A 25,688-nucleotide genomic window follows, 5' to 3' on the forward strand; every position below is an offset into this window, starting at 1 on the left:
CTGACCCGTGAGGTTGGGGACGCGGCTGGCGGGTGGTTGGCCCTTGAGCGCGGTGTGTCCGCGGTGGTGATTGTAGGTGTGCAGCCAGGCGGGGTAGGCCTCGCGTCGTTCGCTCTCGGTGCGGTAGAGCTTTGCGTAGGCCCATTCGTCGAGGAGAGTGCGGTTGAACCGCTCCACCTTCCCGTTGGTCTGGGGCCTGTAGGGCCGAGTGCGCTTGTGTGAAATGCCTTGTTCGGCAAGGGAGTTGCGCCAAAGGTGTGACCTGTAGCAGGACCCGTTGTCAGTGAGAACCCGCTGGACGGTGATGCCGGCAGCGGTGAAGAAGGTCTGGGCTCGCTGCCAGAATCCGACGGCGGTTTCCTTCTTCTCGTCGGTGAGGATCTCGCTGTAGGCGAGTCGGGAGTGGTCGTCGACGGCGTTGTGCAGGAAGCTCATGCCGGCGTTCGCCCGGTTCTTTCGGCCCTCGGCCCGGCCGAGGACCTTGTGGCCGCCGCCGTCGGGGATGTTGCCGAGTTTCTTGATGTCGACGTGCACGAGGTCGCCGGGAGCGACGTGTTCGTAGCGGCGGATCACCCGGCCGGTGGCGCGGTCCAGGTGGGCCAGGCGGGCGAGGCCGTACCGGGTGAGAACACGGTGCACGGTCGCGGGATTCAGCCGTAGCAGGTAGGCGATACGGGCCGGTCCCCAGCGGCGCAGAAGCCGGACTTTGATGATCCGCCGCTCGGTGCGGGTCGGGGTCCGACGCGGGCTGTGGTGCGGCCGTGAGGAGAGGTCGGCCATACCGGCCTCGCCGAGCTCGCGGTAACGGGCGGCCCACCGCTGGGCCGTCGTGGGCGAGACCTGGAAGCGTTCGGCGGCCCGCCGCAGCGGCCAGCCGTCCTCGACGACGCAGCGGGCCAGACGCAGACGTCCGGTCTCGGTCAAGGGTGCATTACGGTGGGGCATGAGGGCCTTCTGATCGTTCGGTGGAGATGTCGCAATCCACACCGAACCCGGAAGGCCCTCACTCGTTCAAGATCCCCAAGCCGTGGGATCCGTCACCAACCTCCGTGGTCAGAACACCTAGACCAGCAGTGGTCCGCCGCATCGTGCGGCGCCGTCCTTCACCGCGATGAGGTTCGCCACGACGTAGGAGATGTTGTTCCTGGAGTGCCAGTCGGTCGGGTAGTAGGTGACCAGCCGTGAATTCTGGAACCGGGCCTCGATCTCGGGCACGAAGGTCCGGTACTGGTTGTCCGTGTAGTACCAGAACGAGTTCTCGTTGTAGAAGGCGACGTGTGTCGGATCCTGGTACGCGCCGCGGCCGTCGGAGCTCGGGGTCATGGTGAGGAGCATCCCCCCGGGAGCCAGCAGCCGGTAGAGCTCGTTGATCAGCGGCACCTTCGCGGGCACATGCTCGAGGAAGTCCACCGCCCGCAGCAGGCCGACGGAGCCGTCGGGCAGGTCCAGCTTCCCGGGCAGGGTCGCGACGATGTCGACCCCCTCTCCCGGATGCTGGTCCACGCCCAGGTAGCCGGGCGGCTTCCGGTGCGCTGCGCCGAGGTCCAGCGCGAACAGTCCGCGGCGCTGGGTCCAGGCCAGGGCGTTGGCCTCGACGTACTTGTCGTACAGGGCGACCGTCTCACGCTGGATGTGTGCGTTGATCTCCGGATCACGCTGCGTGTTCGCCGGGTGGATCCGCTGCAGGTACAGGCAGCGAGGGATGTGGTGGAAGTCGCCGGCCTGGAAGAGACGGCACATCAGGTCCTGGTCGTCCAGGACCGTACGGGTGGCGTCGTATCCACCGACCTTCTCGTAGACATCCTTGCGGAACGCCCGTACGTGGTTGGGCGCGTACCAGATGTACGAGACGTTGTGCGGCGTCGGAGCCATGGACAGAGCCTGCAGCAGCCGACGGCCGTCGACGTTCACATCCTCGTACTGCCAGCCGTGCTCCTTGTTGAAGCGGCTCTCGTCCCGGCCCCCGTCCTGGGTGATCTGTGCGGTGTTGCTGTACACGAAAACGGCCTCGGGATTGGCGTCGAACGCCTCGGCGAGCTCCGCCAGGCATCCCTTCGCCAGCAGATCGTCGTGGTCGAGTTCCACGAGGATCTCCCCGCGTGCCAGTTCACAGGCCCTTCGCTTGGCGGCCCCGACGCCGTGGACATCGTCCGCGATCTCCACACGGACACGCTCATCGGGCTGCTCCGGCCTCCACCGGGCGCCGTTGTTGAGCAGGACGATCCACTCCCAGTCCGAACAGGTCTGTGCCTGCAAGGTGGTCAGGCACTCGTCGAGGAATCGCGGCCTGTGGCTGGGGGTGAAGACGGAGAACCTCGGTGTCGCAGTCGACGTCATTCGGTAGTACCTGCTTGGCTAGTTGACGGTGATGGGCTTGCGGAATCCTGGAAGGGTTCCGGCACGAGAGAAAGCAGTTTGGGATCGACGGCAACGGCGCGGCCGAATGCGTCCTGGGCCTCGTCGTCGCGGCCTTTCTTCGCCAGGACCTGCCCCAGGTGCAGGTAGGCCGTGGAGGCCTTCGAGTTGTGGGCGACGACACGCTTCAGGAGACTGATGGCGCGGTCGGGCTCGCTGGACTTGAGCAATAGCGCCTCATTGAAAAGGGCCGAGTCGAACGATGGATCGATCTTCAACGCCTTGTCATAGGCCGCGCGGGCATCAGCCTTCTTGCCGTCCCGCTGCGCGATGACACCCAGGTTGTACCAGGCGATTTTGTTGTGCGGATCCAGGGCCACCACCCGCTTGAAGGTGGTGGTCGCCCCGGAGAAATCCTGGTACTGCGACTGCATAAGGCCGGCGCTCAGAAGCGTCTGCGCCTCCGAGGCGGCCGATTTGGCCTCGGATTCCGAGGTGGCGGCCGGCTGGGACAGAATCGCCCAGACTGCTGCCCCGGTGGCAACCACGGCCGTTGCGGCGAGTCCTGTCCACAATCGCCTACGTTTCACTTGGTCACATCTCATGGAGTCGGTGTGGGATGGAATGGATCCGGCTGATGCCGATCGGCCGACTCGGGCGCCCTGAGGGCCGTGCCGAAGAGACCGGATTCCGAACCTCCGTCATTGTCACCAAAGTTACGAGGTGACCGTTATGGCGTCACGATTCGTCAGGGACTTAGGGCATACAGACCACCCGAACGTACGCATCCAGGGGCGCCATTCACTTCAAGTCGACGATGCGAATCCCGGGGTGACAATGCATTCTTGAGCGGGCTCACCGGCAATTCGTCGGCTGACGAGGGTGGTCATGGCGGTCAAGAGTCTGATGATCTGCATGAGAAAGTCCCACCGCCACACCCGGCGCAGCATTCTCCGCACGGTGAAGTCAGCCAGTGCCCCGGCGAGTTCATCGGCTCAGACGTCAACATCGTTCCACTTCGGAATGTGTGACAGTATCGGCGGCCCGTGGCGACCTCAGCCGACACTGATCTGACCGAGGTGTCGGCCGAACCGCTCGCCCCCGCTGTCACCCTCGCGAAGTGGTGAGCCACCCCGTCGCGCAGGCGCACGCGCCCAGTTCAGGCGTACGTATCACGCCACCCATGCCCTGCATGCCAATTCCGGCGTCACACACGACATGTGGGCGAACCGATCATGCGGCGCGCCGGCAGGACAGCGACGATCAGCCCGGCCGCCGTGGCGGCGACGCCCGTGCCGGCCACCGTGGACCAGCCGCCGCCCACCCAGGCGACTGTTCCGACGAGCGAGCCGACCGCGATGCCGAGGAAGCGGAACGTGAAGTAGAGCGTGTTGAGGCGGTTGTGCAGAGCGGGATCGAGAGTGAACAGAGCGGCCTGACAGGCGGCTTGGCTGCCCCAGACACCCACATCCAGGACGACCACACCGGCGATGAGCCACCCGAGCCCGGTGCCGCCGGGCAGGAGTACGAGCCAGCCCACGGCGACCAGGCCGATCAGCGCGGTCAAGGCGCCCCGATACCCGAGGCGGTCGGCCAGCCGCCCGGCGTACGGAGAGGCAAGGGCGCTGGCCGCAGCGACGAGTCCGAACAGCCCGATCACGGTCGGTCCGAGGCGGTAGTGCCCCTCCAACAGAAAGGTCAGCGCGGTCCAGAACGCGCCGAACGCGATCCCGACCAGCGCACCGGAAAGCGTGATGCGGCGGACCAACGGGTGGGCGGCGAAGAGCCGCGGCAGCGAGGACAGGGTCGCCCGGTAGCCGATGTCCCCCGCGGCCGGGACGTACGGCAGCGTCCGCCGAAGCACGAGCATCAGCAGCAGGGTCAGCGCAGCGGAGCACCCGTAGACGGGCCGCCATCCGACCAGTTCGCCCAGCGCCCCCGCGTAGGCGCGGGAGGCGAGCACCCCGATCAGCAGGCCGCCCTGTACGGTGCCGACGATCCGCCCCCGGTCCGCGTTCCCTGCCAGCGCGACGGCGAGCGGGGTGACGAGCTGCGGGACCGGGGAGAGCAGCCCGACGGCGAAGCTCGACACGATCAGCGCACACACGCCGGTCGACACTGCGCAGGCGGCGAGCGCGAGCCCGGACGCCGTACCGAGGCCGAGGATCAGCCGCCGCCGGTCCCGGCTGTCGCCGGCGGGCACGAGCAGCAGGATTCCTGCCGCGTAGCCGAGCTGGGTCGCGGTGGGTACGGCCCCGAGTGCGTCGGGCGCGACGCCGAACGACGCGGCAACGGCCCCCAGCAGCGGCTGGTTAAGATAGACGTTTGCCGCAGTGACGGCACTGGTGGTGGCGAGCAGGACTGTCAGCTTCTGGATCACATGCGCCGACGCTAGGCCGACCCCGTACTGGCATACTTTCGCCGGAGTGCCAACACCTGTCGAGAGTGCGCCAATGTACGGGAAGAGCGAGCAGCGCGACGACTACCAGGACGTGCCGAGGCCGGTCGCCGCGATGGCGCGCGATCTGCCGGACGGGCATCACATCCCGCCGCACGAACACCGGCGGGCGCAGCTGATCTACGGCACGACGGGTGCCATCACGGTCGTCACCGACCATGGCGCCTGGGTGGTTCCCGCCACCCGGGGCGTCTGGCTCCCGGCCGGTCTCACCCATGCGATGACGTGCGCGGGCGCGGTCGCCATGCGCACGCTCTACATCGAGCCCCAGCCGGACTGGAGGCTGCCCGCCGACCCGACGGTCGTCTCGGTGTCCCCGCTGCTGCGTGAACTCATCGACGAGGCGACACGGCTGCCCGTGGAGTACGAGCGCACGGGCCGGGACGGCAGGGTCATGGAACTGCTGCTCCTGCTGCTCGCACCGCGCCCGGTTCCCGCGCTGCATCTTCCCGCCTCCGCCGATCCCCAGCTGCTCGGACTGTGCGAGGCGATCCGGCAGGCGCCGGGCCGGCCGTGGACGACGTCACTGGCCGCGGCATACACGCACATGAGCCCGCGGAGTCTGCAGCGGAGGTTCACCGCGGCGACCGGTCTGAGCCTGGCCCGCTGGGTGCAGCAGGCCAGGCTCGTCCATGCGGTGACACTGCTTGCCAGGAACACCCCGGTCACCGCTGTCGCCACCGGTCTCGGCTACGCGACACCCAGTGCGTTCACGGCGATGTTCCGCCGCGCGCTGGGCACGACCCCTTCGGCATACTTCGCTGACGGAGAAGAAGCCCACCGGCAGGCGGGGTCTCAGTAGGTCACGACGATTCGGCGGGCGGGCCCGTCGACCCGGATGTTCCCGCCGTACGGGATCACCACCTGCGGGTCCGTGTGGCCGAGGTCGACATCGAGGACCGCCATCGTGTCGGGGGCGTACTCGCTCAACGCGCGCAGAACCGCCTGCCGTTGCTCCGCACGGAACCGGTCTCCCTCGTCGGCGCCGAGCGGCTGCGCGAACGACCAGCACTTCGCCCGCCCCATGATCAGCACAGGGAACTGCTGCAGGAGCCCACGCTCCCCCATGCTCCGCAGAATCCGGTAGACCTCGTCGGCAGAGGGCATCTCCTCGGACGTCTCCAGGAAGAGCACGCTGCCTGCGTAGTCGCCGACCGGCCGGATCTCGCGGTCGGCCATGAGCAGCCACGCCAGGATCTCCAGGTTGCCTCCCCAGCCGGGTCCTTCGACGACCCGGTCGGCGTTGTGCCAGATCCAGCCGTCGGCGGGTCGCATCTCGGGCTCGGAGTCGAAGGTCCGGGGGTCCTCCCAGCGGCGGTTGACGTGGTCGGTCTCCTTGGCGGGAGTCAATTCGTAGGTGCCATGGGTGAAGAGGGCCGCTCGCAAGGAGTCGGCGGTCAGCGGATGCATCGCACCGGGGCGTCCGAGTTCGACCATCACCGACCCGCCGTGGTAGCCCACGATGCCCAGGTTCCGGAGGAGGGCCAGCAGGTTGGTGTTGTCGCTGTATCCGAAGAACGGCTTGGGATTGGCGCGCAGGAGATCGCGGTCCAGGTGTGGAAGGACGGTGATCTGGTCGTCACCGCCGATGCTGGCGATCACCGCCTTGATCTCGGGGTCGGCGAATGCCGCGTGGATATCGGTGGCCCGCGCGGCCGGGGTCGACCCCATGGTCCGCGTCGTCGGATACTCCACCACTTCGAGCCCGAACTCGTCGCGGAGTCTGCGCAGCCCCAACTCGTAGGGCAGGGGCAGAATTCCGGGGAGTCCGGAGGACGGGGAGACGACGGCGATGCGGTCGCCGGGGCGGGGCTTGTCCGGGTAGCTGGGTGTCGTCATCCGGCGAGCGTAGGACGGGCCCGTTTCCGGTGTCAGCCGGGTTTCGGCTCACTCGTCGAACGACCCGTGGCGGCCCGCACCGTCGCCGAACCGGTCGGCACCGGCCTGGGTCTCCCCCGCGGTCAGCGGAACCAGGCCGTGCCGGTACTCGGCCGCCAGGGCGTCCGGCTCGGAGAGGCCGTGCTGTTCGCGGACGGAGAGCCTGTCGTGACGCAGACAGAGCTGGGGAAACGCGGCGATCTCCCGGGCGAGTTGCTCCGCCGCGCGACGTGCTTCACCGGTCGGCACGAGCCGGTTGGCGAGCCCGATGTCGTAGGCCTCCGTTGCCGGGACCGGGCGGCCGGTGAGGATCAGGTCCATCGCGCGGCTCTCACCGATCAGGCGGGGCAGCCGCACCGTGCCGCCGTCCACCAGGGGCACGCCCCAGCGGCGGCAGAAGACACCGAAGACCGCGTCCTCCTCGGCGACCCGCAGATCGCACCAGACGGCGAGTTCCAGGCCGCCGGCCACCGCGTGTCCGGAGACCGCGGCGATGACCGGTTTGCTCAGCCGCATCCGGGTGGGCCCCATGGGCCCGTCGCCCCGGGCGTGGACCTTGTTGCCGCGTTCCGTGCCGATGCCCTTGAGGTCGGCTCCGGCGCAGAAGGTGCCGCCCTCGCCCCACAGCACGGCGACAGATGCGTCCGGGTCGGACTCGAACTCGCGAAAGGCGTCGGCCAGTTGATCGGCGGTCGGCCCGTCGACGGCATTGCGGACCTCGGGGCGGCTGAGAATCACCGTGAGGACGGGGCCGTCGCGCTCGATCCGTACGGCGGGGTGTTCGGTCGTCACTTTCCCTCCCACAGGGGGTCGCGCAGGGCCCGGCGGAGGATCTTTCCGACCGGTGAGTACGGGATGGTCTCGACGAAGTGCACGGTCTTGGGCACCTTGTAGCCGGCCAGCCGCGCGCGCACATGATCGCGCAGGGCCGCTTCGGACACCATGGCCCCGGGCCGCAGCGTGACGAAGGCGGTGACGGCCTCGACCCAGGTGGCGTCGGGGGCACCGACAACGGCGCATTGCCCGACCGCGGGGTGGCTCGCGAGGGCGTCCTCGACCTCGCGCGGGTAGACGTTGTAGCCGCCCGTGATGATCATGTCGCTGCTGCGGTCGACGAGGTGAAGGTAGCCGCGGTCGTCGAAGCGTGCGAGATCCCTGGTGCGGATCCAGCCGTCGTCGGTGAGGCTCGCGGCGGTCAGCTCTGGCGCGTTGTAGTACCCGGCCATAGCGAACGGTGCCTTGACCCGGACCTCGCCGATCCCGCCCGGTGCGACCGGGGCGCCGTCCTCGTCGGTCAGGACGAGCCGCGCGTCGACCGCCGGGTGTCCGGCGGCGCCGAGCAGGTCACCGCCCTCGGCATGGTCGTCCTTGTCGAGCACGGTCAGACACAGCGGCGCCTCGGTCTGTCCGAAGTACTGGACGAATTTGGGCCCCCAGGCGTCCAGTGCGTGCTCGATGAGGGGGCGCGGCATCGGGCTGGCCCCGTAGACGACGGTGTGCAGTCGGGCGAGGTCGGCGCGCTCGGCGCTCCCGTCGGCGAAGAGCATGCCGAGCATGGTGGGGACGAGGTTGACGGCGGTCACCCCGTAGCGGCCGATGGCCGCCAGGTACTCGTCCGGGTCGAAGCCGCCGAGGACGACGGAGGCGCCACCCCGTACCCAGTAGGGCAGTACGAAGGTGCCGCTGGCGTGGATGAGCGATGCGGCGTGCAGCATCACATCGTCCCGGCCGGGTGAGACGAGGTTGGACAGGATGTTCGCGGTGATCGCGGCGTAGCCGGCCTGCGTGTGCTGCACGGCCTTGAGGGTTCCGGTGGTGCCGGATGTGTAGAGGATGAGGATCACGTCGTCCGCCGCCGCAGGCAGCATCGGGTCTGCGGGGCTCGCCTCGCGCATGGCCGACAGCAGGTCGAGGTGGCCGGCCGCGTCGGGGCTGCCGAGGCAGGCGAGCGCCAGCCCCGGTACGGCGGCGCCGAGTTCGAGCGCACGCTCGGCGAGTTCCGGCCCGTACACCAGCAGGGTCACACCGGTGTCCTGGAGCATGCGCGTGTGTTCGGCGGCGGAGAGGCGGCCGTTGAGGGGGACGCGGGCGGCCCGGGCCTTCAAGCAGGCGAAGTCGGCGGAGATGGACCACAGCCCGTTGCCGAGGAGCAGCCCGACCCGGTCGCCAGGGCCGACGCCCAGTCCTGCGAGGACGTGGGCCAGGCGGTTGGCGGCCTCGTCGACCTCCGCGTAGGTGAGGGAACGGTTTTCGAAATGCACGGCGGTACGTCCTGCGAAACGCGCGGCACCGCGGCGAACCAGGTCTACGGCGAGCATGCGCCGGACGATAGACCTGCCACATACAGTCCGTCCAGACTGTTTGTTGGCTCCCTGTCCTGTCGTACGCTCGCTGCCATGCCCGCTCCACGCCGCACCCAGCAGCAACGCCGGGAGGAGACCCGGCAACGCCTCCTCGATGCCACGATCGACTGTCTGGTCGAGCACGGCTTCGCGGGCACCACGACCCAGCGGGTGCAGGAGCGGGCGGGCGTCTCCCGAGGCGCGCTGCTGCACCACTTCGCCTCGAAGGCCGATCTGCTGGCGGCCGCCACCCACCATGTCGCCGAGCTGCGACTCGCACACATCCGCAGCGAGACGCACAGCGGCGCACAGAGCCGCGAGAAGGGACTCGCCCTGCTGCGCACGGCGATGTCGGGCCCGTACTTCCTCGCGGGTCTGGAACTGTGGCTGGCGGCCCGCACCGACGCCGAGCTCAGAGCGGCACTGCTTCCGGCTGAGCGGGAAGTGGGCGCGGCCCAGCGTGCGGTGATGGCCGATATCTTCGGCCCGGAGACGGCGGCGCGCGAGGACTTCGCTCTGCTCTGCGAATCACTGCTGGTCCTGCACCGCGGCCTGGCGCTCACCGGCGTGCTGCGCGAGGACCCGACATTCGACGACGAGCTGCTGCGGCTGTGGGCGGACCGGTTTCTGGCAGCCCGGGATTAGGGTCTTTCGTCCCGGGGCCGGGCGTACGGACATGCGGAGCTACGACCGTGGGCGGCGGTGATGCGCCCGGAGGTCTCTTCACCGAGGCGGGCGCTGTGCCCGAGGCCGGTTCTCGCCTCCGCTCCGGGCTCCGCGGCGAGGACTCACCCCGTGCGATAGAGCGCCGTGAGCAGTTCGATCACGGTCTGAGTGGCGGGATGCGGGTCGTCCCGCCACCAGGCGAGCCGCACCGCGATCGGCTCGGCGTCGCGCACCGGCCGGTAGACGATGCCGGTCCGCGGGTACTGGTTGGCGGTGGATTCCGCCGTCATCCCCACGCGGCGGCCCGTGGAGATGACGGTGAGCCAGTCGTCGACATCGTGCGTGTCCTCGGTCGACGGGCGGGAGTCCGGTGGCCACAGCTCCGTGGTGGTGGTGGTGCCGGTCCGCCGGTCGATGAGCAGCGTACGCCCGCTGATGTCGGAGAGCCTGACCGAGCGGCGCCTGGCCAAGGGGTCGTCGTCGGCCATGGCGCACAGACGCCGCTCCAGCCCCACGATGGCGGAGTCGAAGCGGCGGTCGTCCAGCGGCCTGCGCACCACGGCGAGGTCGCAGGCGCCCTCCGCCAGCCCGGCGGTACCGGAGTTGACGCGGACGAGCTGCAGGTCCGTCTCGGGGTGCGTGCCGCCCCAGCGCCGCTGAAAGGCGAGCGTGTGGCGGCCAAGGGCCGACCAGGCGTATCCGATCCGCACGCGGGTGTGGCCCGACGTGGCCTCCCGGACGAGATCCGCCACCTCACCGAGCACCCGTCGGGCATGCGCCACCACCCGCAGCCCGGTCGCGGTCGGAGTCACCTCACGGGAGGTCCGCCGCAACAGCCGCACCCCAAGGGCGCGTTCGAGCGAGGCCAGCGTGCGGGACACGGCCGCCTGGGAGACACCGAGCGCGAGGGCGGCATCGGTGAAGCTGCCCTCGTCGACGATCGCGACGAGACAGCGCAACGGGATGGGTCTGGGGCTGCTGGCCGCCGTCTGCTGGGCGTCCTACATCCTGCTCAACCGCACCGTCGGCCGCCGCATCGCCGGAGCAGAGGGATCGGCGGCCGCGGCCGGCCTCTCCGCCCTGGCGTTCCTGCCGGTCGGACTCGTCGTCGTACAGCACCCGCCGACCGCTGGGGCCGCCGCCTGCGCTGTCGCCGCCGGCATTCTGTCCTCGGCCGTGCCGTATCTCGCTGACCTGTTCACGCTGCGCCACGTGCCTGCGCAGACCTTCGGTCTCTTCATGAGTGTCAACCCCGCCCTCGCGGCCGTGGTCGGATGGATCGTTCTGGGGCAGAACCTGGGCTGGACCGAGTGGACCGGCATGGCAACCGTCGTCTCGGCCAACGCGATCAGCAACCTCACGCGTCGCACCTGACGGAACGCCCCGCACGTCCCGGTTCCGGAATGCAGCCGCACGCACGGTGCCTGGCCGTCTCGCCCTGCGCATCGCCCCGCGGGCATCGGACGACGCCTGGAGTTCTCGGAAGCAAGTCGCGTGACGACCCGACGCCTCGGTCACCGGATGCCGGGCGGCAAGGGGACGGCGCTGCGCCAGTCGGCAGGGTCGGTGGTGGTGAGGGGCGCGGTGGCGTAGGCAGGGAATCCGGAGGTCCACCGGCGGCTGCCGTCGGGCAGCATCGCGAACGCCTCCAGTCCGTCGACCGTCTCCATGGTGTCCAGGCAGTCCGGCCCCATGGCGAAGCCTGCCGTGGCCCAGACGTCGGTGCGGGTGAGGCCGGTGCCGAGTACGGTCAGCGAGGCGAGCTCGGTCGCCGGCCGGCCGGTGTGCGGGTCGAGGATGTGGGCGCCCCGTTCCGCGGTGCCGGATGTGGCCACGGCCAGGTCCTGGCCGGCGACCACCGTCGCGAGCAGGCCGGGTCGCTGCGGGTGGGCGACGCCGATCCGCCAGGGCCGCCCCGGCGCGGGCCCGCCCACTGTCTGGACGTCCCCACCGCCGGTGATGCTGTGGCGCACCGACCCCGCCTCGCGCAGTAGGTGCGAGGCTTGTTCGACGGACCAGCCCTTGACGTATCCGGAGGGGTCGAGGCGGTCTGCGGGCCGGGGGCTGAACCAGCCGCCGGTTTCCCTGCCGGCCGCCGCGCAGGCCTGCAGCACCTCGGCCACCTCGGGTTCGCACGCGTCGAGGGTCAGCTCGCCGCGGTCGAACCGGGCGATCTGGCTGTCGGCGCGGTAGGTGGAGAACAACTCGTCGATGCGGTGCAGGCGTTCCACGGCGCATCGCAGCGCGTCCTGGACGGCGTCCCTGCGCGCTCCCGAACCGGCGTCGCGGATGTCGAAGGAGAAGACGGTGCCCATGACGTGTTCCACGTGCCGCAGCGGTGCACCGGTCACAGCCCCGCCTTGTCGATCGCGCTCTGCAACGAGTTGATGTAGCCGTCGCTCGTGAAAGTGGCACCGGAGACGGCGTCGATCTCGGCGCTCTGTGCGCTGATCGCCTCCTGGTTGAGGGTCGGCAGGGCGTAGCTGTTGATCTCCTGGTCCTTCCGGTTGTCGCTGGGGTACCGGAGCACCGTGACGTTGGTGATCTTGCTTCCCTCGACGGTGATCCTTACCTGGACGGGGCCGAAGCGGGTCTGCTCCGCCTCGCCGGTGACGGACCGGGTGGCTGCGGAGGAGCCGGAGTCGCTGCCGGCGCCGGGCGTGGCGGCCGAACTCCCGCCGCCGGCCTCCGTGGTGCTGCCGCCCGGGGATGTGCCGGTGGAGAACGGTGCGCCGGAGGCGGTGGCGCCGGAGTGTGGTTTGAGCGAGAGCAGCAGCACCACACCGGAGACGGTGGCGGCACTGGTGATGACGATTCGGCGCACAGCGAGCTCCTGGAACGTGCGGGAGGGATCAGAAGGTGAACGACTCATGGTGGATGCGGCGGCGGGGCACACCGGCTGCTCGCAGCGCGCTCACCGCGGTGACGGTCATCGCCTCAGGGCCGCACAGGAAGACGTCGTGCCGGGCGAGATCCGGCACCAGATGGTTCAGGGTGTGGGCGTTGAGGGGCTCACCCACCTCCCGGCGCGGGCCGACCAGGAAGTGGAGCCGGGCGCCTCGGGCGGCTGCGATGTCCTCGAGTTCGGCACGGAAGATCAGATCCTCCGGCCGGCTGCCCCGGTGGACCAGCGTCAGGTCCCCTGGGGCAGCCGGCAGCGTCTCGAACAGCGCGCGCAGCGGGGTGATGCCGACGCCTGCCGCCAGCAGAAGCACCTTGCGTGACCGTCGGCGTGCCGCGGTGAAGGCCCCGTACGGTCCCTCCGCACGCACCCGGGTGCCCGGCCGCAGCCGCGCCACCGCCGCGCTGTGCCCGCCCAGGTCCTTGACGGTGAAACGCAGGTACTGCGGGTGCACGGGGGCGGACAGTGAATACGGGTTGGCGGCCCAACGCAGGCCGGGGGCCAGGAACTGCAGCCGGAAGAACTGACCCGGCTCCGCCTTGATCCTCTCCAGGTGCCGTCCGGTGAGGTAGACCGAGACCGTCCCGGGCCCCTCGGGCCGTATCTCGGCCACCTGCAGCCGGTGCCGCCGGTCGGCGAGGAACGGCACGGCGAGCCGGTACCAGCCGAGCAGCGCCGCCGTGCCCAGGTACAGGCCGTACCAGGCGGCGCGGGCCGGCGGCCGGGAGACGAAATCGGCACCGTTGGCCAATTGATGGCCGAAGCCGAGGGCGACCGCCAGATAGGTGGCCAGGTGAAGGTAGTACCAGGTCTCGTAGCGCATCCGGCGGCGGGCGGCGCGCGCGGAAACCCCGGCCACGCCCAGCAGCAGCACGGTTGCGATCGTGGCCTTGAGCATCTCCGGGTAGTGGAAGACGATCTCCACCGTCTCCCCCGCCACGCCGCTGCCGTCCGTGAGCGCGTAACCCCAGATGATGAGCACGACGTGAGCCAGAACCAGGCTGACCATGTACCGCCCGCCCATCGCGTGCCAACGCGCCAGCCGGTCCGCGCCGACTCCCCGTTCCAGGAAGGGCAGCCGGGCCATGAGCAGAACCAGCACCGGCGCGGCATAGCCGGCCAGCAGTCCCGTGATCCGCCCGGCGCCGGTGAGCCAGGCCGCGGCACCGGCGACGGACGCGGTGCCCACCCACCACAGGGCGAGCACCGCGGCGGCACCACCCCAGATGAGCACGAGTATCGCCGCGGGTAGCGCCGCGGGCGGCAGGGCGGCGGTCGGTGGCCCGGAGTCACGGTGCCGGGCGCGCGGCCGACGGGGAGCCGGGCGGTCGTCCACAACAGTGGTCACGACAACTGGTCTCCATTCTGCGCCGCTGGTCGCGGCCGGACGTTCCGGATACCGCGGCACGGCACAATCCTGGCGGCGCAACTTCTGCGTTCCCTCTGAGCCACCGGCGTCGTGAGACCGGCGCGGAAGCAAACACACAGGTGAACGGCGTCATACGGGATAGCAGTCCCCTCGGTCCGGGCCGACGTTTCTCAGAAGGTTCTCAGCCGAAGTCCTCTGTCTGATCGCTTCATGGAGGCTTGACGCTGCAAGTCGTACGCGTCTCCTCCGGCGCCGTTGTCCGGCGGGCATGCACGCTTCACGTATCCGGAGGGTGTACCGACGCCCTTGCCTCTCCACCGACCGGGATCACCTCCGTCCCATGTCTTGCGCCGACAGCGAGCAGCAATCAAGATGCTGACTGCATGTGACCGCCGGTAACCGCCGCCCATCAGGGCTGGGACGTGAAGAAGGTCCTGCTGTGCCCGTACTCCGCCACACGGCGAACGCCCTCGGCGCCCTGTCGACAAGCGTCCGCCTCACCGTCTTCGGCGCAGTGGTGGCGGCAGCCGCCGCGCTGCTCCCCGCCGCTTCCGCCTCGGCTGCAGAGCCGGGCGTCGGTGGTTACACCGACCCCTCGTACGCCTCCGCGTGCACCTTCCACCGCTACGGCGAGGGCGAGACGCCGCCACTCTCCCTGTTCGGCGCCGACCCGCTGTGCGTGGAGTACGCCAAGCGGGACATCACCGTGACCAACGGCGGCGCGGCGCGCTTTCTGCTGGCCGAGCCGGCGCGCTTCGCGATCGCCGTACCGGCTTGCCGTTACTGGCAGTTGGACCATTGGAGTGTGCAGGCCACGGCCGGCGGAACCGAACTGGTCGGCTGGGATGGCAGTTACTGGTTCGACAAGGCGGAGGGCAGCGCCGCGGCGAGGGTACGAAACATCACCGTCGCCGGGCAGCCCGCGCAGGCCGAGGACGCCGCGCGGGTGATCCGGCCGTATGACGCCCGGCTCGCCGACGTGCTCGTGCGCGATGCCGCGGGTGTGACGGTGCGGCTGCCGGTGAGCGGGCTGTGTTGAGCGAACCACCCGCACGTCCCACTCGGCGCCGGCTGCTCGTCGGGCTGACCGCCGCCGTCGCCGCCCTACGGGCAGGGGAACCGACCGCCGAAGCCGCGCCTTCGGCGCGTCCCGTCCCCGAGCCGGTCCCGGTGGCTCGGGCCGGGCTGCTGCCCGCCTCCCTCGCACTGCCCGACCCGACGACCGCCACGCTGGAGGCGTTTGCGGACACCATGGTCCCGGGCGAGAAGCGGTACGGCGGAGACGTGGCGATCGCCGGGGCGGCCCCTGGTCCCGGCGCCGTACAGGCGGGGGCCGTCGAGCTGCTCAACCTTCCCGACCTCGGCATCGGCATACTGCTGCCCGAGCTGGCGCTGCTCGTCAACACCCGCGCCCTCGCCTATGCGGCCACCCATGGCCGGGTCCTGCTGCCCACTCAACCTCCTTTCGTCGCCCTCCGGTTCACCGACCGCACCGCGCTCGCCGGAGAGATGCTCACGCCCGGCGCCCCGGACCGGCAGCTGTATGTGCTGCTCGCACTCTTCGCCGCCGCGGCCTTCGACACCGCAGCCCATCTGCACACCGCCGCAGCCATCCGGCAACGCCACCCGGGCCTGGCCTGGATCGGCTTCCCGGTGCCCGACGCCGACGGACTGTGGCGCTTCCCTGACTACTCGTACGGCCGAAGGCTCGCCTCCGAGCACCCGCTCACCACCCCCGGAGGGCACCCCGCATGAGCGCCACCGAATGCACCGACGTGCTGGTCATCGGCAGCGGTTTCGGGGGTGCCATCCCCGCCTACCATCTGGCCGCGGGTGGCGCCGAGGTGGTGATCCTGGAACGCGGACCGCACCTCACCGCCCCCGACTTCACCCATGACCTGCGCCTGGGCAGCTACACCCGGATCGTCGACCTCGTGCAGGGCGACGGCATCACCGTCGTCGCCGGGAACTGCGTCGGCGGGTCCAGCGTGGTCTACTTCGCCGCTTCGCTGCGGGCGCCGGGCTTCGTCTTCGATCGCCGCGGCAGTCTGGGCCATCGCCTGTGGCCTTCGACCCTGACGCGCGCGGCACTCGACCCGTGGTACGACCGAGTCGAGGAGGCTCTGCCCGTCGCCGAGCAGAACTGGGACCAAGTCCCTTACGCCGGAGGGCTGTTCGCTGCAGCGTGCGCCCGTGCGGGCCGCACCTGCAATCCTGTGCCCGTCGCCGTCGACCTGGCCCGCTGCACCAACTGCAACTGGATGCTCAACGGCTGCCACTTCGACGCCAAGCGCTCCATGCTGCTGAACTACCTCCCCGCCGCGACCGCACACGGCGCCGAGATCCGCCCACTCCACGAGGCGCAGACGATCGCGCCTGCCACCACACCCGGTTACCGCTACCGCGTCTCGTACACGCAGCTCGACGCCGGCGACTACCGGCTGCCGGTCGGCGTGGGCGCGATCGAGGCCAAGACCGTGGTGCTGGCCGCAGGCGCTCTGGCCACCCCGGTGCTGCTGCAGCGCTCGGCTCCCCTGCTCGGCGGTGTCCCGCAAGCCGTCGGACGCTACTTCTCGGGCAACGGCGACCGCGTGTCCATCGCCGACGTCGACGAAGGCAAGGTGCGCGACCTGCTCGGTCTCGAGCGCGCCCCGGGCATCCCGTACCAGGGATTCCCCATCGGGAAGCCCATCGGCTCCATGTCGTACGACCGGCTCGACCCGGCAACGGCGGAGTTCACCCGTTTCTCCCTTCAGCAGATCTACTTCCCCGGCATCACCGACCTGCTGGCCCAGGCCACCGACACCCCGGCGACGAGCTGGTTCGGCGTCCGCAAGAAGGAGATGCGGGCACGCTGGCCGTCGTGGCTCTCCGTGCTCGCCATGACCGAGGACGACAACGAAGGCGTCTTCGGCCCGCCGCCGCCCACCGGAAGCTCGACACGCGTGGCCACGTCGCTCTGCCTGTCGACGCTCTCGTACCGGCCGACAGCGAACACCCTGCGCGGCTGGGCCGCCGCGGATGCCGAGGCCCGCGCGGTGCTGGAGCGCGACGGTCTTGCGCGGGTACGGCCCTGGAGCGAGAACCCCGCCGGGTTCGTGAGTGCGCACCCGCTCGCCTCCTGCCGGATGGGTGACGACCCCGCCACCTCGGCACTCGATGAACGCGGCGAACTGCGAGGCCATCCGGGCCTGTTCGTCACCGACGGCTCGGCAGTGCCGACCTCGCTCTGCGTCAACCCCTCACTGACGATCGCGGCGCTGGCCGAACGGGCCTGTCCCGGCATCGTGGAGAGCACTGCCGAGGCAGGCGTGCGCGCACGGTACGGGGCCCCCGCGCCCCGGTGAAAGGAAACCCTCGTGAACTCGCTCTACCCGCCGCGGATGACCGGCCGCCCAGGGCGGCTCGAAGTCTGGTACGCGACGTTGACCGATCCCCGTACCGGCACCGGCGTATGGATCCACCACGAAGTGGTGGCACCCAAGCACGACGGCCCGGCCCGGGCGCATGGCTGGATATCCGTATTCCCGCCGGACGGACCGCCGATCACCGAGCGGTTCGGGGCCCCGGACTCCCCAACGCCCCAGGGCGAGGCGTACTTCGAGGTGCCGGGGGTGCGGGCAACGCCCCGGCTGCTGGAAGGCACCGCGGGCGCGATCAGCTGGCACCTGACGGTCACCGGCGGCGGAGAGCCCCTCTACACCTTTCCGCGCTGGTCCTGGCAGCGTGAACTGCTGCCCGCTGCCCAGGTCGTGCCTGCCCCCGACGCCGTCTTCGCCGGGGAACTCGTCTTCGGAGAAAGGCGGTTCACCCTCTCCGACGCCGTGGGAGGCGTCGCCCGGATCGCCGGGCACGGCAATGCCCAGCGATGGGCGTGGCTTCATGCGGGCCTCGGCGGCGGGGACGTACTGGAAGTGGTGGCCGCCGTCGCCCGCCGTCCCACGATGCGGTGGCTGCCACCGCTGCCCATGCTTCAGCTGCGGATCGGCGGCACCGACTGGCCGCGCCACCCGTTGCTGACCGCGCCGCTGCTGCGCGCACGGATCGGGCTGCCCGACTGGTCGGTCGCAGGCGGCACCGCGCGGCGCAGGGTACGGATCGATGTGGCCCAGGACCCGGCCGACTGTGTGTCGCTCTCCTACACCGACCCCGACGGAGCGACCGCCACGTGCACCAACACGGAACGCGCCTCCGTCGACGTGATCGTCGAACGCCGCACCGGACTGCACCGCTTCGAGGTGGAACACCGCTGGCATCTGGATCGCACGGGTCACGCGGAGGTGGGAACGCGCCCGTGAGCACGGCGCGCCGCCCCCCGTGACGCGGACGGCGCATCCACGCCTCGGACGAACCCACCGAGTCGTTGACACGCAGACCTCCGTGCAGGTGTGCAAAGGGACCGGGTTAGTCTGACCGTCGTACCGGACACGGGGTGCCCTACCCGAGGGCTGAGATCACACCCGTCGAACCTGAACCAGTTCGCACTGGCGGAGGGATGTCTTTCATGCCTTTGACGCATGTTTCCGGCGGGCTGCCCGCCGACGGCCGGCAGACCGTCTTCGACGGACGGATGCCAACGGCCCCCGGCGACCTCCGCGTCGAGACGCACGGCATCGAGCCGGTCCCCGAGAGCAACCGCTACGGCGGTCCCGGGCGCCTGTTCACCGTGTGGTTCGCTCCCAATCTGACCATGACCGGCGTATTCACCGGCACCGTCGGCATCGCACTCGGCCTGGACTTCGCCACCGCGCTCGCCGCCGTCGTACTGGGCACGGTGCTCGGCGCGGTGCCCACCGCCTGCCTGGGCACCTGGGGGAGCCAGACCGGTGCCGGGCAGCTGCCGCTGGCCCGGCTCGCCTTCGGCCGGGCCGTGACGGTGCCCAGCATCCTGCAGTGGCTGTCCTCCGTCGCCTGGGACGCGCTGATCGGGCTGTTCGGTGGGGACGCGCTCGCGCGGCTCTGCGGCTGGCCGTTCTGGCTCGGTGTCCTGGCCATGATGGTGGCCCAGGGCGCCCTCGGCGTCCTGGGTTACGAGGCCATCCACCGGCTCCAGATCGTCATGACCTTCGTGCTCGCCGCCGCGTTCGCGCTGATCGCCTGGCGGCTGCTCGACGGAGTCCATCCGGTCGGCGCCGGCACCGCGCACGGCGCCGACCAGGCCGGCGCGTTCGTCCTGACCAGCACCATCGCGCTGAGTCTGGCCCTGTCCTGGGCTCCGTACGCCAGCGACTTCAGCCGCTACCTGCCACGCACCACCTCGCGCCCACGCATGTTCTGGTTCACGCTGCTCGGTCTCGTGGTGTCCTTCGTGGCCGTCCAGGCCCTCGGGTTGCTGGGGGCGTCCGTGCTGACCGACCAGACCGCCGCAGGGGTGGACAAGCTGCTGGGCGGTGGGGTGTTGGGCGCGTTCGGGCTGCTCGCCGTGGCGCTGGCTGCCCTCTGCAGCAACGCCATGAACGACTACAGCGGTTCCTTGGCTCTGCAGACCGTCGGCGTGCGTCTTCCGCGCCCGGCGGCGGCCGCCCTCGCCGCGGTGCTCGGCGTCCCTCTGGTGCTGTGGATGCACGCTGCCGACACCACTGCCCGCTTCCAGAACGTGCTGCTGTTCGTCGGCTACTGGATCCCCGGATTCGTGGCGATCGTCGTCGTCGACTGGATCGCACGGACCCGGGCACGGGGCGGTGCGGCGATCGACCTCGCCGCCGAGATCGCCCGGCCGCAGTCCGGATGGCCCCCGTTGCTGGCATTCGCCGTCGCCTTCGCCGCGGCCGTGCCGTTCATGGACACCAGTCTGTACGTGGGCCCGGTGGCGGCCGCCCTGCACGGCGCCGACCTCTCGTACTACGTGGCGTTCCTCGTGGCGCTCGCCGTCTACGCGCCGCTGCGGCTACGCCACCGCCCGCAGGACTGACCTGCCGCCGGCCGACGGACCCCCGACGTCGCTCGCCACCCGAACGACATCCCCTCCCCCACGGAGCGATATCCCATGCCCGCTACATCCGCCGACCACACCGCCTTCGCCCCGCAGGCCCTCGCACGCGTGCGGGCGGACTCCCCTCTCGTCCAGTGCCTGACCAACTCGGTGGTCACGGGCTTCACCGCCAACGTCCTGCTGGCGCTGGGCGCTTCACCGGCCATGGTCGACATTCCGGAGGAGGCCGGCCCGTTCGCCCGGATCGCCTCCGGTGTGCTGATCAATCTCGGCACCCCGCACGCGGAGCAGCGCTCCGCCATGGTCGAGGCCGCACGGGCGGCGGGTCCGGCCGGCACGCCGTGGGTCCTCGACCCGGTGGCGGTCGGCGCGCTGCCGGTGCGTACCGCGCTGGCACGAGAGCTCCTGCGGCTGCGACCGACTGTGATCCGGGGCAACGCGTCCGAGATCATCGCGCTCGCGGGCGCGGGCGACGGCGGCCGCGGCGTGGACTCCTCCGACGGCGTCGGGGCCGCCGAGGAGTCAGCACGCGAGCTGGCGCGTACAGCCGGCTGTGTGGTCGCCGTCTCCGGGCCCGTCGACTTCGTCACCGACGGGGCGCGCAACGCCCGGATCGCCAACGGTGATGCCCTTTTGACCCGGGTGACAGGGGGTGGCTGCGCGCTGGGTGCCGTGATGGCGGCCTTCGCGGCGGTCGACGAGGACCGGTTCGCCGCGGTGGTGGCCGCCGTCACCGCGTACACGGTCGCCGCCGAGCTGGCCGCGAAGGAGGCTTCCGGGCCCGGCAGCTTCGCCGTCGCCTTCCTCGACGCGCTCGCCGCGCTGGAAGAGGCGGACCTCACCGAGCGGGCGGCTCTCTCGTGACCGCGGCACCGGTGGATCTGTCGGTCTACCTGGTGACGGACACCGCCCAGTGCGCGGCCCGCGGCCGGAGCGTGGCCGAGACCGTCGCCCTGGCAGTGGCCGGGGGCGTCACCGCCGTACAGATCCGGGAGAAGCACGCCGCCGGGAGGGAGTTCCTCCGTACGGTTCTGGAGGTGGCCGCCGTCCTCCCCGAACGAGTGACGCTGATCGTCAACGACCGGGTGGACGTGTTCCTGGCGGCCCGGGCCGCCGGCGCACGCGTGACAGGTGTTCACGTCGGCCAGTCGGATCTGCCGCCGGCCGCCGTACGCGAACTGATCGGAGAGCACGCGGTTCTGGGCCTGAGTGCAGCCACCCCCGACCAACTGCGCGCCGCCGCCGAGGATCCGGCGCGAGTCCACCACGTGGGCATCGGCGCGCTGCACGCGACCCGGACCAAGGCGGACGCCCCGGCCCCGCTCGGCCATGCCGGCTTCGCCCGCCTCGCCCGGCTCAGCGACCTGCCCGCCGTGGCCATCGGCGGCATCACCCCGGCCGACCTGCCACGCCTGCGAGACGCCGGGGCGGTGGGAGCCGCCGCCGTGTCCGGCATCTGCGCCGCCGCGGACCCCCGTGCGTCGGCCCACGCCTACGCACGGGCATGGGACCGTGCCCGGGAGGAGAGGTACGCATGACCGAGCCGACCCGCGTACGGACGATCGTCGGATCCGACTCCGGCCAAGGAGCCTGACTTCACGTCCTCGACACCGGACTGCCCGACGACCGGCCCCACCAGCGGTAGGCGTGGCACCGACCGCTCAGTCCCTACTGGCCCACTGCCGCTGTCGACGGGCGCGACTTGCTCGCCTTCTTGCGCGCACGGTATGCGGCCGCCTTCACCCTGTTTCCGCACGGGTCCATGGCGCACCACTCCCGGCGATTTCCATGGGACCGGTCGATGTAGATCTGTGTGCACTCGGGCCTGGTGCACTCCTTGATCAGCAACACCTCCGGTCCGCTGAGCACACGGATGGCCTGTCGGGCTATCGAGGACACAGCCTGCTGCGGGGTCGCCTCGATGCGGCGCCCCTCCCTGGTGAGCTGCGGGACTGCGGACGGCTTACGCGCCTTACGGTTGACCAGGGCGAGGGCGTCGGGGTCGTAGCTCTCATCCGCCAGCCTGGCGGCCACGAGCGTGTAGATCGCCTCGCGTAGAGCCACCGCCTCCGCCACGTCGGACGGCTCGCAATGCGTATCGCCGTCAACGATTCCGGACTCGCGGAACCAGGAGTCGAGACTCTCCGGCGACGCGAGCATCTCGAGAGGCTCGGCGTTGCGCCGTGCGCGCAGGGTCCCTACGAAGTCCAGCACGGGGGTGCCGCACTTAAAGGCATGCATCATGTCACCATTTTGACAGGTGACGAACAAGAGAACAAGGAGCCCACACCTCCCCTCGCAGACCGGCCGCGATCCGGGACTCCGTCGCGGCAATCCCGCTCGCGGCCTTTGCGGCAGCAGCCTGCCGCAGGCCGGATGTCAGGAATCAGCCATGGTTCGCCCGCTCGGGGTCGCGACATGCTGCAGCGCGGCCGTCAGCTGGGGGAGGTCCTGGCCGCTGAAGTGGTCGACGAGATTGCGTCGCACGCTGACCAGGAATGTCGGCCAGGCCTGTTCCAGGCGGGCGAGCCCGGCGTCAGTCAGTACGGCGTTCCAACCGCGCCCGTCCTGGCTGCACTTGGCACGTTGGACCCAGCCCTGATTCTCGAGCCGGATGACGACGCGGGTGATCCCGCTGAGGGAGAGGTTGCAGGCGGCAGCGAGTTCACTCATCCGCATCAGCTTCCCCGGAGCCTCGGACAGGTGCATCAGAGGCGTGTACTCGGAAAGCGGCAGCCCCGCTCCGCGCACCAGGTCGGCGTCGACCACACGCGGCAGAGCCAGCAGCACCCGGCTCAGCGCACGCACGAACGCTTCCTCGACCGGATCGAGGGGCTGCAACTGCTGCTCTTCGGATGACATCTCCCCACTTTAGCTCCTTGACGGATCAACGAGTCAGCATTTCGCAGTGGTAATAGTAGACCGGTCTGCTATTTGCCAGTTCGTCACGGTGTGCGGAGCTCCAGCCCGGGGGCCGCGACACCGCCCCCTCCGAAGAGGTGTGACTCACATCTACTTGACGCATCAAGCAGTCGGGTATCTACTTCACAAGGCAAGTATCCACTTGACGAGGCAAGTACATGTTCAAGCTGTTCACGAAGCGCGAAGAGGCCACCATGACCAAGATCGGCATCATCATCGGAAGCACCCGCCCGGGACGGAACGGCGAGGCCGTCGCCCGCTGGGTCCACGAGACCGCCGCCCAGCGCACCGACGCCGACTTCGAAATCGTCGACCTGCTCGACTACAAGCTCCCGCTGCTCGACGAGGCCTACCCCCCGTCGATGGGCCAGTACACCCAGCCGCACACCCACGCCTGGGCGGAGAAGATCGCGTCCCTCGACGGCTTCATCATCGTCACCCCCGAGTACAACCGCTCCGTGCCCGGCGCCCTGAAGAACGCCATCGACTTCCTGTACACCGAGTGGACCAACAAGGCCGTCGGTTTCATCAGCTACGGCGGCACCGGCGGCACCCGCGCCGTGGAGCACCTGCGCGGCATCGCCGGCGAACTGCAGATGGCCGACGTCCGCTCCCAGGTCGCCCTCTCCCTCTTCACCGACTTCGAGAACTTCTCCACCTTCAAGCCCGCCGCCATCCAACGCGACACCCTCAACACGACCCTCGACCAGGTCATCGCCTGGACCAACGCCCTCGCCCCCCTGCGCACCAGCTGACACCGCACAGAGATTGACCACGACGGCCCGAAGTCATCGCCTTCGGGCCGTCGTCAGAGGGATTCCGAGGCATGACCGAACCGCGGATCGAGGTCAGCGGGCCACACAGCGGCGCCGGTCGGAAATGACACAGCGGCACCTCGTGAACTCCGCGGACGCGGCGGCGGCCCGGTGGCGCCGCGAATCCGGCAAACCAGCTCCGCATCGATGCATCCCCGCTCAGCACGAGTCCGCACTGTCCGTCAAGCGTCGCGTCGGGTTAGGATCATTAATAGACGGTCGGTCGTCTATCCCCTCGACCCGCGACGCTTCGCCAGGACCTGGCCGAGCGTCATCGGGACACGACTCAGCCGGGCCCGGATGGACCGGGCATCGCCGCCGGCCCGGGACGGCCCCCCGTACCCGTGCGGCCCATCGCGAACATGGAGATGCGAACACATGAACGTCGAGATCTGGACCGATATCGCCTGCCCCTGGTGCTATATCGGCAAAGCGCGTTTCGAGCGGGCACTCGCGGCCTTCGAGCACCGCGACCACGTCGAGGTGGTGTACCGCTCATTCGAACTCAACCCGAAGGCCGCCAATGGCACGACACCGATCATCGATGCCGTCGCCGCCCAGTACGGTCGCACCCGTGAGCAGCAGGTCGCCAGGGAGGAGTACGCCGCATCCGAGGCGCACGCCGAAGGGCTCGGTTTCCGGATCGGCGGACGCGTCCACGGCAACACCTTCGAGCTCCACCGCCTCCTGCACTTCGCCAAGGCCCGCGACCTCCAGACCGAGTTGATGGATCTCGCCTTCCAGGTGAACTTCACGGACGAGCGCTCGATCTACGACCAGGAGACCCTGGTGAGCATGGCGGTCGAAGTGGGGCTGTACGAGGCAGCGGTCCGTGAGGTGCTCAACGATGCCGACGCATACGCCGAGGACGTACGGGCCGACGAGCGGCAGGCCGCCGAACTAGGTGCAGGCGGCGTGCCTTTCTTCGTACTGGACCGGCAGTACGGCGTGGCCGGCCTGCAGTCCGTCGAGCTGTTCACCCAGGCGCTGGAACAGGCATGGCAGAACCGGTCGACAGCTCGGCACTGACACCCGGCCGCTGCAGCGCTTCGCTGTTTCCTTCACGGCAGGGCCCCTCTGCCGGGGACGCTTCCCCGACAGAGGGGCCCTGCCGCACCCTGAATCGGGCAGTACCCGTCCCCCGCGGCCCGGCCTCGGTCGCCCATCTGCCCGGATCCGGCGCCCGGGGAACCGCGTTCGGGGAGCTCCTGCGCACCTGTCGGGTGCCGGGGCTCCGCCATGAGGAGATCGCCCAGCTCGCCGGAGTCAGGTCAGTGAGGTCACAACGATCGCTGGGCCGGCTCGACACCAGGAGCACTGCTCCTGGTGTCGAGCCGGCCCAGCGATGAGCGAACCGGGTCAGTCGAAGACAGGACCGACGGTGCGGCTGCGCTTGATCTCGTAGAAGCCCGGTATGGAGGCGACGATCAGGGTTCCGTCCCACAGCCGTCCGGCCTCTTCACCCTTGGGGGCGGGTGTGACGACCGGGCCGAAGAACGCCACTTGGCCGGCATCGGTGGCCGAGGCCGGTACTGCGATGACGGGACTGCCGACATCCTCACCGACCAGAGCGATGCCCTTCTGGTGCGAGGCCCGCAGTGCCTCGTCGTAGGCCTCTGTGTCGCCGGTATCGGCCAGGCCCACGGGGAGTCCGACATCACGCAGGGCGGCTTCGATGGTCGGGCGGGTCCTGGGCTGTTGCTGCAGGTGAAATCGGGTGCCGAGCGCGGTGTACAGGGGCTCCAGCACGTCGGGGCCGTGGGCCTGCGAGGCTGCGGTCAGGACACGAACCGGTGCCCACGCCTGCCCCATGAGGACACGGATACGCTCGGGCAATTCGTCGAGGCGGCCTTCATTGAGGACGGCCAGGCTCATCACATGCCAGGTGGTGGTGACGGGCCGGACTTTTTCGACTTCCAGCATCCAGCGAGAGGTCAGCCAGGTCCACGGGCACACGGGGTCGAACCAGAAGTCGACCGGCGTGCGGGTGCGGGGGTCGTTCACGAGGGAATCCAAGCGCAGTCACGGAGCCCGCAGGACGGGCCGGGG

Annotated in this window: 25 protein-coding genes, 1 pseudogene and 1 riboswitch; of the genes and pseudogenes, 12 read left to right on the forward strand and 14 right to left on the reverse strand. The window is 70.0% G+C overall.

The window, feature by feature from the left end; all coding sequences use genetic code 11:
* The 4 genes from OHA03_RS00005 to OHA03_RS00020 all read right to left on the reverse strand — a co-directional run.
* The coding region (locus OHA03_RS00005) for an IS481 family transposase (RefSeq protein WP_266999449.1) at nt 1-945 on the reverse strand (945 nt) is incomplete at its 3' end.
* Between the two features lie 117 nt (nt 946-1,062).
* The gene (locus OHA03_RS00010) at nt 1,063-2,337 is read right to left on the reverse strand and encodes a glycosyltransferase (RefSeq protein ID WP_266999451.1); all 1,275 of its coding nucleotides are present in this window, start codon (nt 2,335-2,337) and stop codon (nt 1,063-1,065) included.
* The gene (locus OHA03_RS00015; RefSeq protein ID WP_266999453.1) at nt 2,334-2,903 is read right to left on the reverse strand and encodes a tetratricopeptide repeat protein; all 570 of its coding nucleotides are present in this window, start codon (nt 2,901-2,903) and stop codon (nt 2,334-2,336) included. Before OHA03_RS00015 ends, OHA03_RS00010 begins: the two co-directional genes overlap by 4 nt.
* Nucleotides 2,904-3,562: 659 nt before the next feature.
* Nucleotides 3,563-4,735: an MFS transporter gene (locus OHA03_RS00020; protein ID WP_266999455.1), complete on the reverse strand. Its 1,173-nt coding sequence runs from the start codon at nt 4,733-4,735 to the stop codon at nt 3,563-3,565.
* Nucleotides 4,736-4,808: 73 nt separating this feature from the next.
* Between OHA03_RS00020 and OHA03_RS00025 the strand changes: the two genes are divergently transcribed.
* On the forward strand, nt 4,809-5,615 hold the full coding sequence (locus OHA03_RS00025) for a helix-turn-helix domain-containing protein (protein ID WP_266999457.1): 807 nt from the start codon (nt 4,809-4,811) through the stop codon (nt 5,613-5,615).
* On the opposite strand, the gene OHA03_RS00030 is transcribed toward OHA03_RS00025, so the two are convergent.
* The 3 genes from OHA03_RS00030 to OHA03_RS00040 are packed head-to-tail and all read right to left on the reverse strand — an operon-like array spanning nt 5,609 to nt 9,009.
* Entirely contained in the window at nt 5,609-6,652 is a 1,044-nt protein-coding gene (locus OHA03_RS00030; protein WP_266999459.1) for a S66 peptidase family protein, read from the reverse strand. The genes OHA03_RS00025 and OHA03_RS00030 overlap by 7 nt on opposite strands.
* Nucleotides 6,653-6,700: 48 nt before the next feature.
* The gene (locus tag OHA03_RS00035) at nt 6,701-7,483 is read right to left on the reverse strand and encodes a crotonase/enoyl-CoA hydratase family protein (protein ID WP_266999461.1); all 783 of its coding nucleotides are present in this window, start codon (nt 7,481-7,483) and stop codon (nt 6,701-6,703) included.
* Complete coding sequence (locus OHA03_RS00040; protein WP_266999463.1) at nt 7,480-9,009, reverse strand: class I adenylate-forming enzyme family protein; 1,530 nt, start codon at nt 9,007-9,009, stop codon at nt 7,480-7,482. The genes OHA03_RS00035 and OHA03_RS00040 overlap by 4 nt, the downstream gene beginning before the upstream one ends.
* A 78-nt stretch (nt 9,010-9,087) precedes the next feature.
* On the opposite strand from OHA03_RS00040, the gene OHA03_RS00045 reads away from it, so the two are divergent.
* Entirely contained in the window at nt 9,088-9,678 is a 591-nt protein-coding gene (locus OHA03_RS00045) for a TetR/AcrR family transcriptional regulator (protein ID WP_266999465.1), read from the forward strand.
* Between the two features lie 143 nt (nt 9,679-9,821).
* Here the strand turns inward: OHA03_RS00045 and OHA03_RS00050 are convergent, their stop codons facing one another.
* Nucleotides 9,822-10,658 (reverse strand): LysR family transcriptional regulator, encoded by an 837-nt coding sequence (locus OHA03_RS00050; protein WP_266999467.1) that lies wholly within the window; start codon nt 10,656-10,658, stop codon nt 9,822-9,824.
* Between the two features lies 1 nt (nt 10,659).
* Between OHA03_RS00050 and OHA03_RS00055 the strand changes: the two are divergent.
* Nucleotides 10,660-11,073 (forward strand): annotated as a pseudogene (locus tag OHA03_RS00055) (DMT family transporter); the annotation flags it as partial.
* 140 nt (nt 11,074-11,213) lie between these two features.
* Here OHA03_RS00055 and OHA03_RS00060 read toward each other — a convergent pair.
* Genes OHA03_RS00060 through OHA03_RS00070 form a run of 3 tightly spaced genes read right to left on the reverse strand, consistent with a single transcriptional unit; the run spans nt 11,214 to nt 13,868 of the window.
* Entirely contained in the window at nt 11,214-12,050 is an 837-nt protein-coding gene (locus OHA03_RS00060) for an FAD:protein FMN transferase (RefSeq protein ID WP_323181122.1), read from the reverse strand.
* Nucleotides 12,047-12,523, reverse strand: coding sequence for an FMN-binding protein (locus OHA03_RS00065; protein WP_266999469.1), 477 nt, complete (start codon nt 12,521-12,523; stop codon nt 12,047-12,049). Before OHA03_RS00065 ends, OHA03_RS00060 begins: the two co-directional genes overlap by 4 nt.
* 28 nt (nt 12,524-12,551) lie before the next feature.
* Complete coding sequence (locus tag OHA03_RS00070; RefSeq protein WP_267007870.1) at nt 12,552-13,868, reverse strand: ferric reductase-like transmembrane domain-containing protein; 1,317 nt, start codon at nt 13,866-13,868, stop codon at nt 12,552-12,554.
* Nucleotides 13,869-14,409: 541 nt separating this feature from the next.
* Here OHA03_RS00070 and OHA03_RS00075 point away from each other — a divergent pair.
* The 7 genes from OHA03_RS00075 (at nt 14,410) to thiE (ending at nt 21,440) form a co-directional block, all read left to right on the forward strand.
* Nucleotides 14,410-15,009 (forward strand): hypothetical protein, encoded by a 600-nt coding sequence (locus OHA03_RS00075; protein ID WP_266999471.1) that lies wholly within the window; start codon nt 14,410-14,412, stop codon nt 15,007-15,009.
* The gene (locus tag OHA03_RS00080; RefSeq protein WP_323181124.1) at nt 15,006-15,725 is read left to right on the forward strand and encodes a DUF5987 family protein; all 720 of its coding nucleotides are present in this window, start codon (nt 15,006-15,008) and stop codon (nt 15,723-15,725) included. The genes OHA03_RS00075 and OHA03_RS00080 overlap by 4 nt, the downstream gene beginning before the upstream one ends.
* Nucleotides 15,722-17,317, forward strand: a complete 1,596-nt coding sequence (locus OHA03_RS00085) for a GMC family oxidoreductase N-terminal domain-containing protein (protein WP_266999473.1) — start codon at nt 15,722-15,724, stop codon at nt 17,315-17,317. Before OHA03_RS00080 ends, OHA03_RS00085 begins: the two co-directional genes overlap by 4 nt.
* Nucleotides 17,318-17,329: 12 nt before the next feature.
* Entirely contained in the window at nt 17,330-18,268 is a 939-nt protein-coding gene (locus OHA03_RS00090) for a hypothetical protein (RefSeq protein ID WP_266999475.1), read from the forward strand.
* A 120-nt stretch (nt 18,269-18,388) separates the two neighbouring features.
* Nucleotides 18,389-18,483: riboswitch (TPP riboswitch) on the forward strand.
* A complete protein-coding gene (locus tag OHA03_RS00095) occupies nt 18,475-19,881 on the forward strand; it encodes a cytosine permease (RefSeq protein WP_266999477.1) in 1,407 nt (468 codons plus the stop codon). (Overlaps the previous riboswitch by 9 nt.)
* A gap of 75 nt (nt 19,882-19,956) precedes the next feature.
* Nucleotides 19,957-20,766 (forward strand): hydroxyethylthiazole kinase, encoded by an 810-nt coding sequence (gene thiM, locus OHA03_RS00100; RefSeq protein WP_266999479.1) that lies wholly within the window; start codon nt 19,957-19,959, stop codon nt 20,764-20,766.
* On the forward strand, nt 20,763-21,440 hold the full coding sequence (gene thiE, locus OHA03_RS00105; protein WP_266999481.1) for a thiamine phosphate synthase: 678 nt from the start codon (nt 20,763-20,765) through the stop codon (nt 21,438-21,440). The genes thiM and thiE overlap by 4 nt, the downstream gene beginning before the upstream one ends.
* A 130-nt stretch (nt 21,441-21,570) precedes the next feature.
* On the opposite strand, the gene OHA03_RS00110 is transcribed toward thiE, so the two are convergent.
* Both OHA03_RS00110 and OHA03_RS00115 read right to left on the reverse strand, forming a co-directional pair.
* Nucleotides 21,571-22,143, reverse strand: a complete 573-nt coding sequence (locus OHA03_RS00110) for a CGNR zinc finger domain-containing protein (RefSeq protein ID WP_267007872.1) — start codon at nt 22,141-22,143, stop codon at nt 21,571-21,573.
* 138 nt (nt 22,144-22,281) lie between these two features.
* Complete coding sequence (locus tag OHA03_RS00115) at nt 22,282-22,764, reverse strand: MarR family winged helix-turn-helix transcriptional regulator (protein WP_266999484.1); 483 nt, start codon at nt 22,762-22,764, stop codon at nt 22,282-22,284.
* Nucleotides 22,765-23,018: 254 nt separating this feature from the next.
* Here OHA03_RS00115 and OHA03_RS00120 point away from each other — a divergent pair, with 254 nt between their 5' ends.
* Together OHA03_RS00120 and OHA03_RS00125 are read left to right on the forward strand one after the other, a co-directional pair.
* Nucleotides 23,019-23,579, forward strand: a complete 561-nt coding sequence (locus OHA03_RS00120) for an NADPH-dependent FMN reductase (RefSeq protein ID WP_267007873.1) — start codon at nt 23,019-23,021, stop codon at nt 23,577-23,579.
* A gap of 438 nt (nt 23,580-24,017) precedes the next feature.
* On the forward strand, nt 24,018-24,668 hold the full coding sequence (locus tag OHA03_RS00125) for a DsbA family oxidoreductase (RefSeq protein ID WP_266999486.1): 651 nt from the start codon (nt 24,018-24,020) through the stop codon (nt 24,666-24,668).
* A gap of 330 nt (nt 24,669-24,998) precedes the next feature.
* On the opposite strand, the gene OHA03_RS00130 is transcribed toward OHA03_RS00125, so the two are convergent.
* Nucleotides 24,999-25,643: a DsbA family protein gene (locus OHA03_RS00130; protein WP_266999488.1), complete on the reverse strand. Its 645-nt coding sequence runs from the start codon at nt 25,641-25,643 to the stop codon at nt 24,999-25,001.
* Nucleotides 25,644-25,688 lie beyond the last annotated feature (45 nt).

Origin of the sequence: Streptomyces sp. NBC_00154, from assembly GCF_026342835.1 — a bacterium.
GTDB lineage: Bacteria > Actinomycetota > Actinomycetes > Streptomycetales > Streptomycetaceae > Streptomyces.

Coding starts and splice junctions, on each gene's coding strand:
- OHA03_RS00010 (WP_266999451.1), bottom strand. CDS start 2,337: ATGACGTCGACTGCGACACCGAGGTTCTCCGTCTTCACCCCCAGCCAC.
- OHA03_RS00025 (WP_266999457.1), top strand. CDS start 4,809: ATGTACGGGAAGAGCGAGCAGCGCGACGACTACCAGGACGTGCCGAGG.
- OHA03_RS00030 (WP_266999459.1), bottom strand. CDS start 6,652: ATGACGACACCCAGCTACCCGGACAAGCCCCGCCCCGGCGACCGCATC.
- OHA03_RS00040 (WP_266999463.1), bottom strand. CDS start 9,009: ATGCTCGCCGTAGACCTGGTTCGCCGCGGTGCCGCGCGTTTCGCAGGA.
- OHA03_RS00045 (WP_266999465.1), top strand. CDS start 9,088: ATGCCCGCTCCACGCCGCACCCAGCAGCAACGCCGGGAGGAGACCCGG.
- OHA03_RS00085 (WP_266999473.1), top strand. CDS start 15,722: ATGAGCGCCACCGAATGCACCGACGTGCTGGTCATCGGCAGCGGTTTC.
- OHA03_RS00095 (WP_266999477.1), top strand. CDS start 18,475: ATGCCTTTGACGCATGTTTCCGGCGGGCTGCCCGCCGACGGCCGGCAG.
- thiM (WP_266999479.1), top strand. CDS start 19,957: ATGCCCGCTACATCCGCCGACCACACCGCCTTCGCCCCGCAGGCCCTC.
- OHA03_RS00110 (WP_267007872.1), bottom strand. CDS start 22,143: ATGCATGCCTTTAAGTGCGGCACCCCCGTGCTGGACTTCGTAGGGACC.
- OHA03_RS00115 (WP_266999484.1), bottom strand. CDS start 22,764: ATGTCATCCGAAGAGCAGCAGTTGCAGCCCCTCGATCCGGTCGAGGAA.
- OHA03_RS00120 (WP_267007873.1), top strand. CDS start 23,019: ATGACCAAGATCGGCATCATCATCGGAAGCACCCGCCCGGGACGGAAC.
- OHA03_RS00125 (WP_266999486.1), top strand. CDS start 24,018: ATGAACGTCGAGATCTGGACCGATATCGCCTGCCCCTGGTGCTATATC.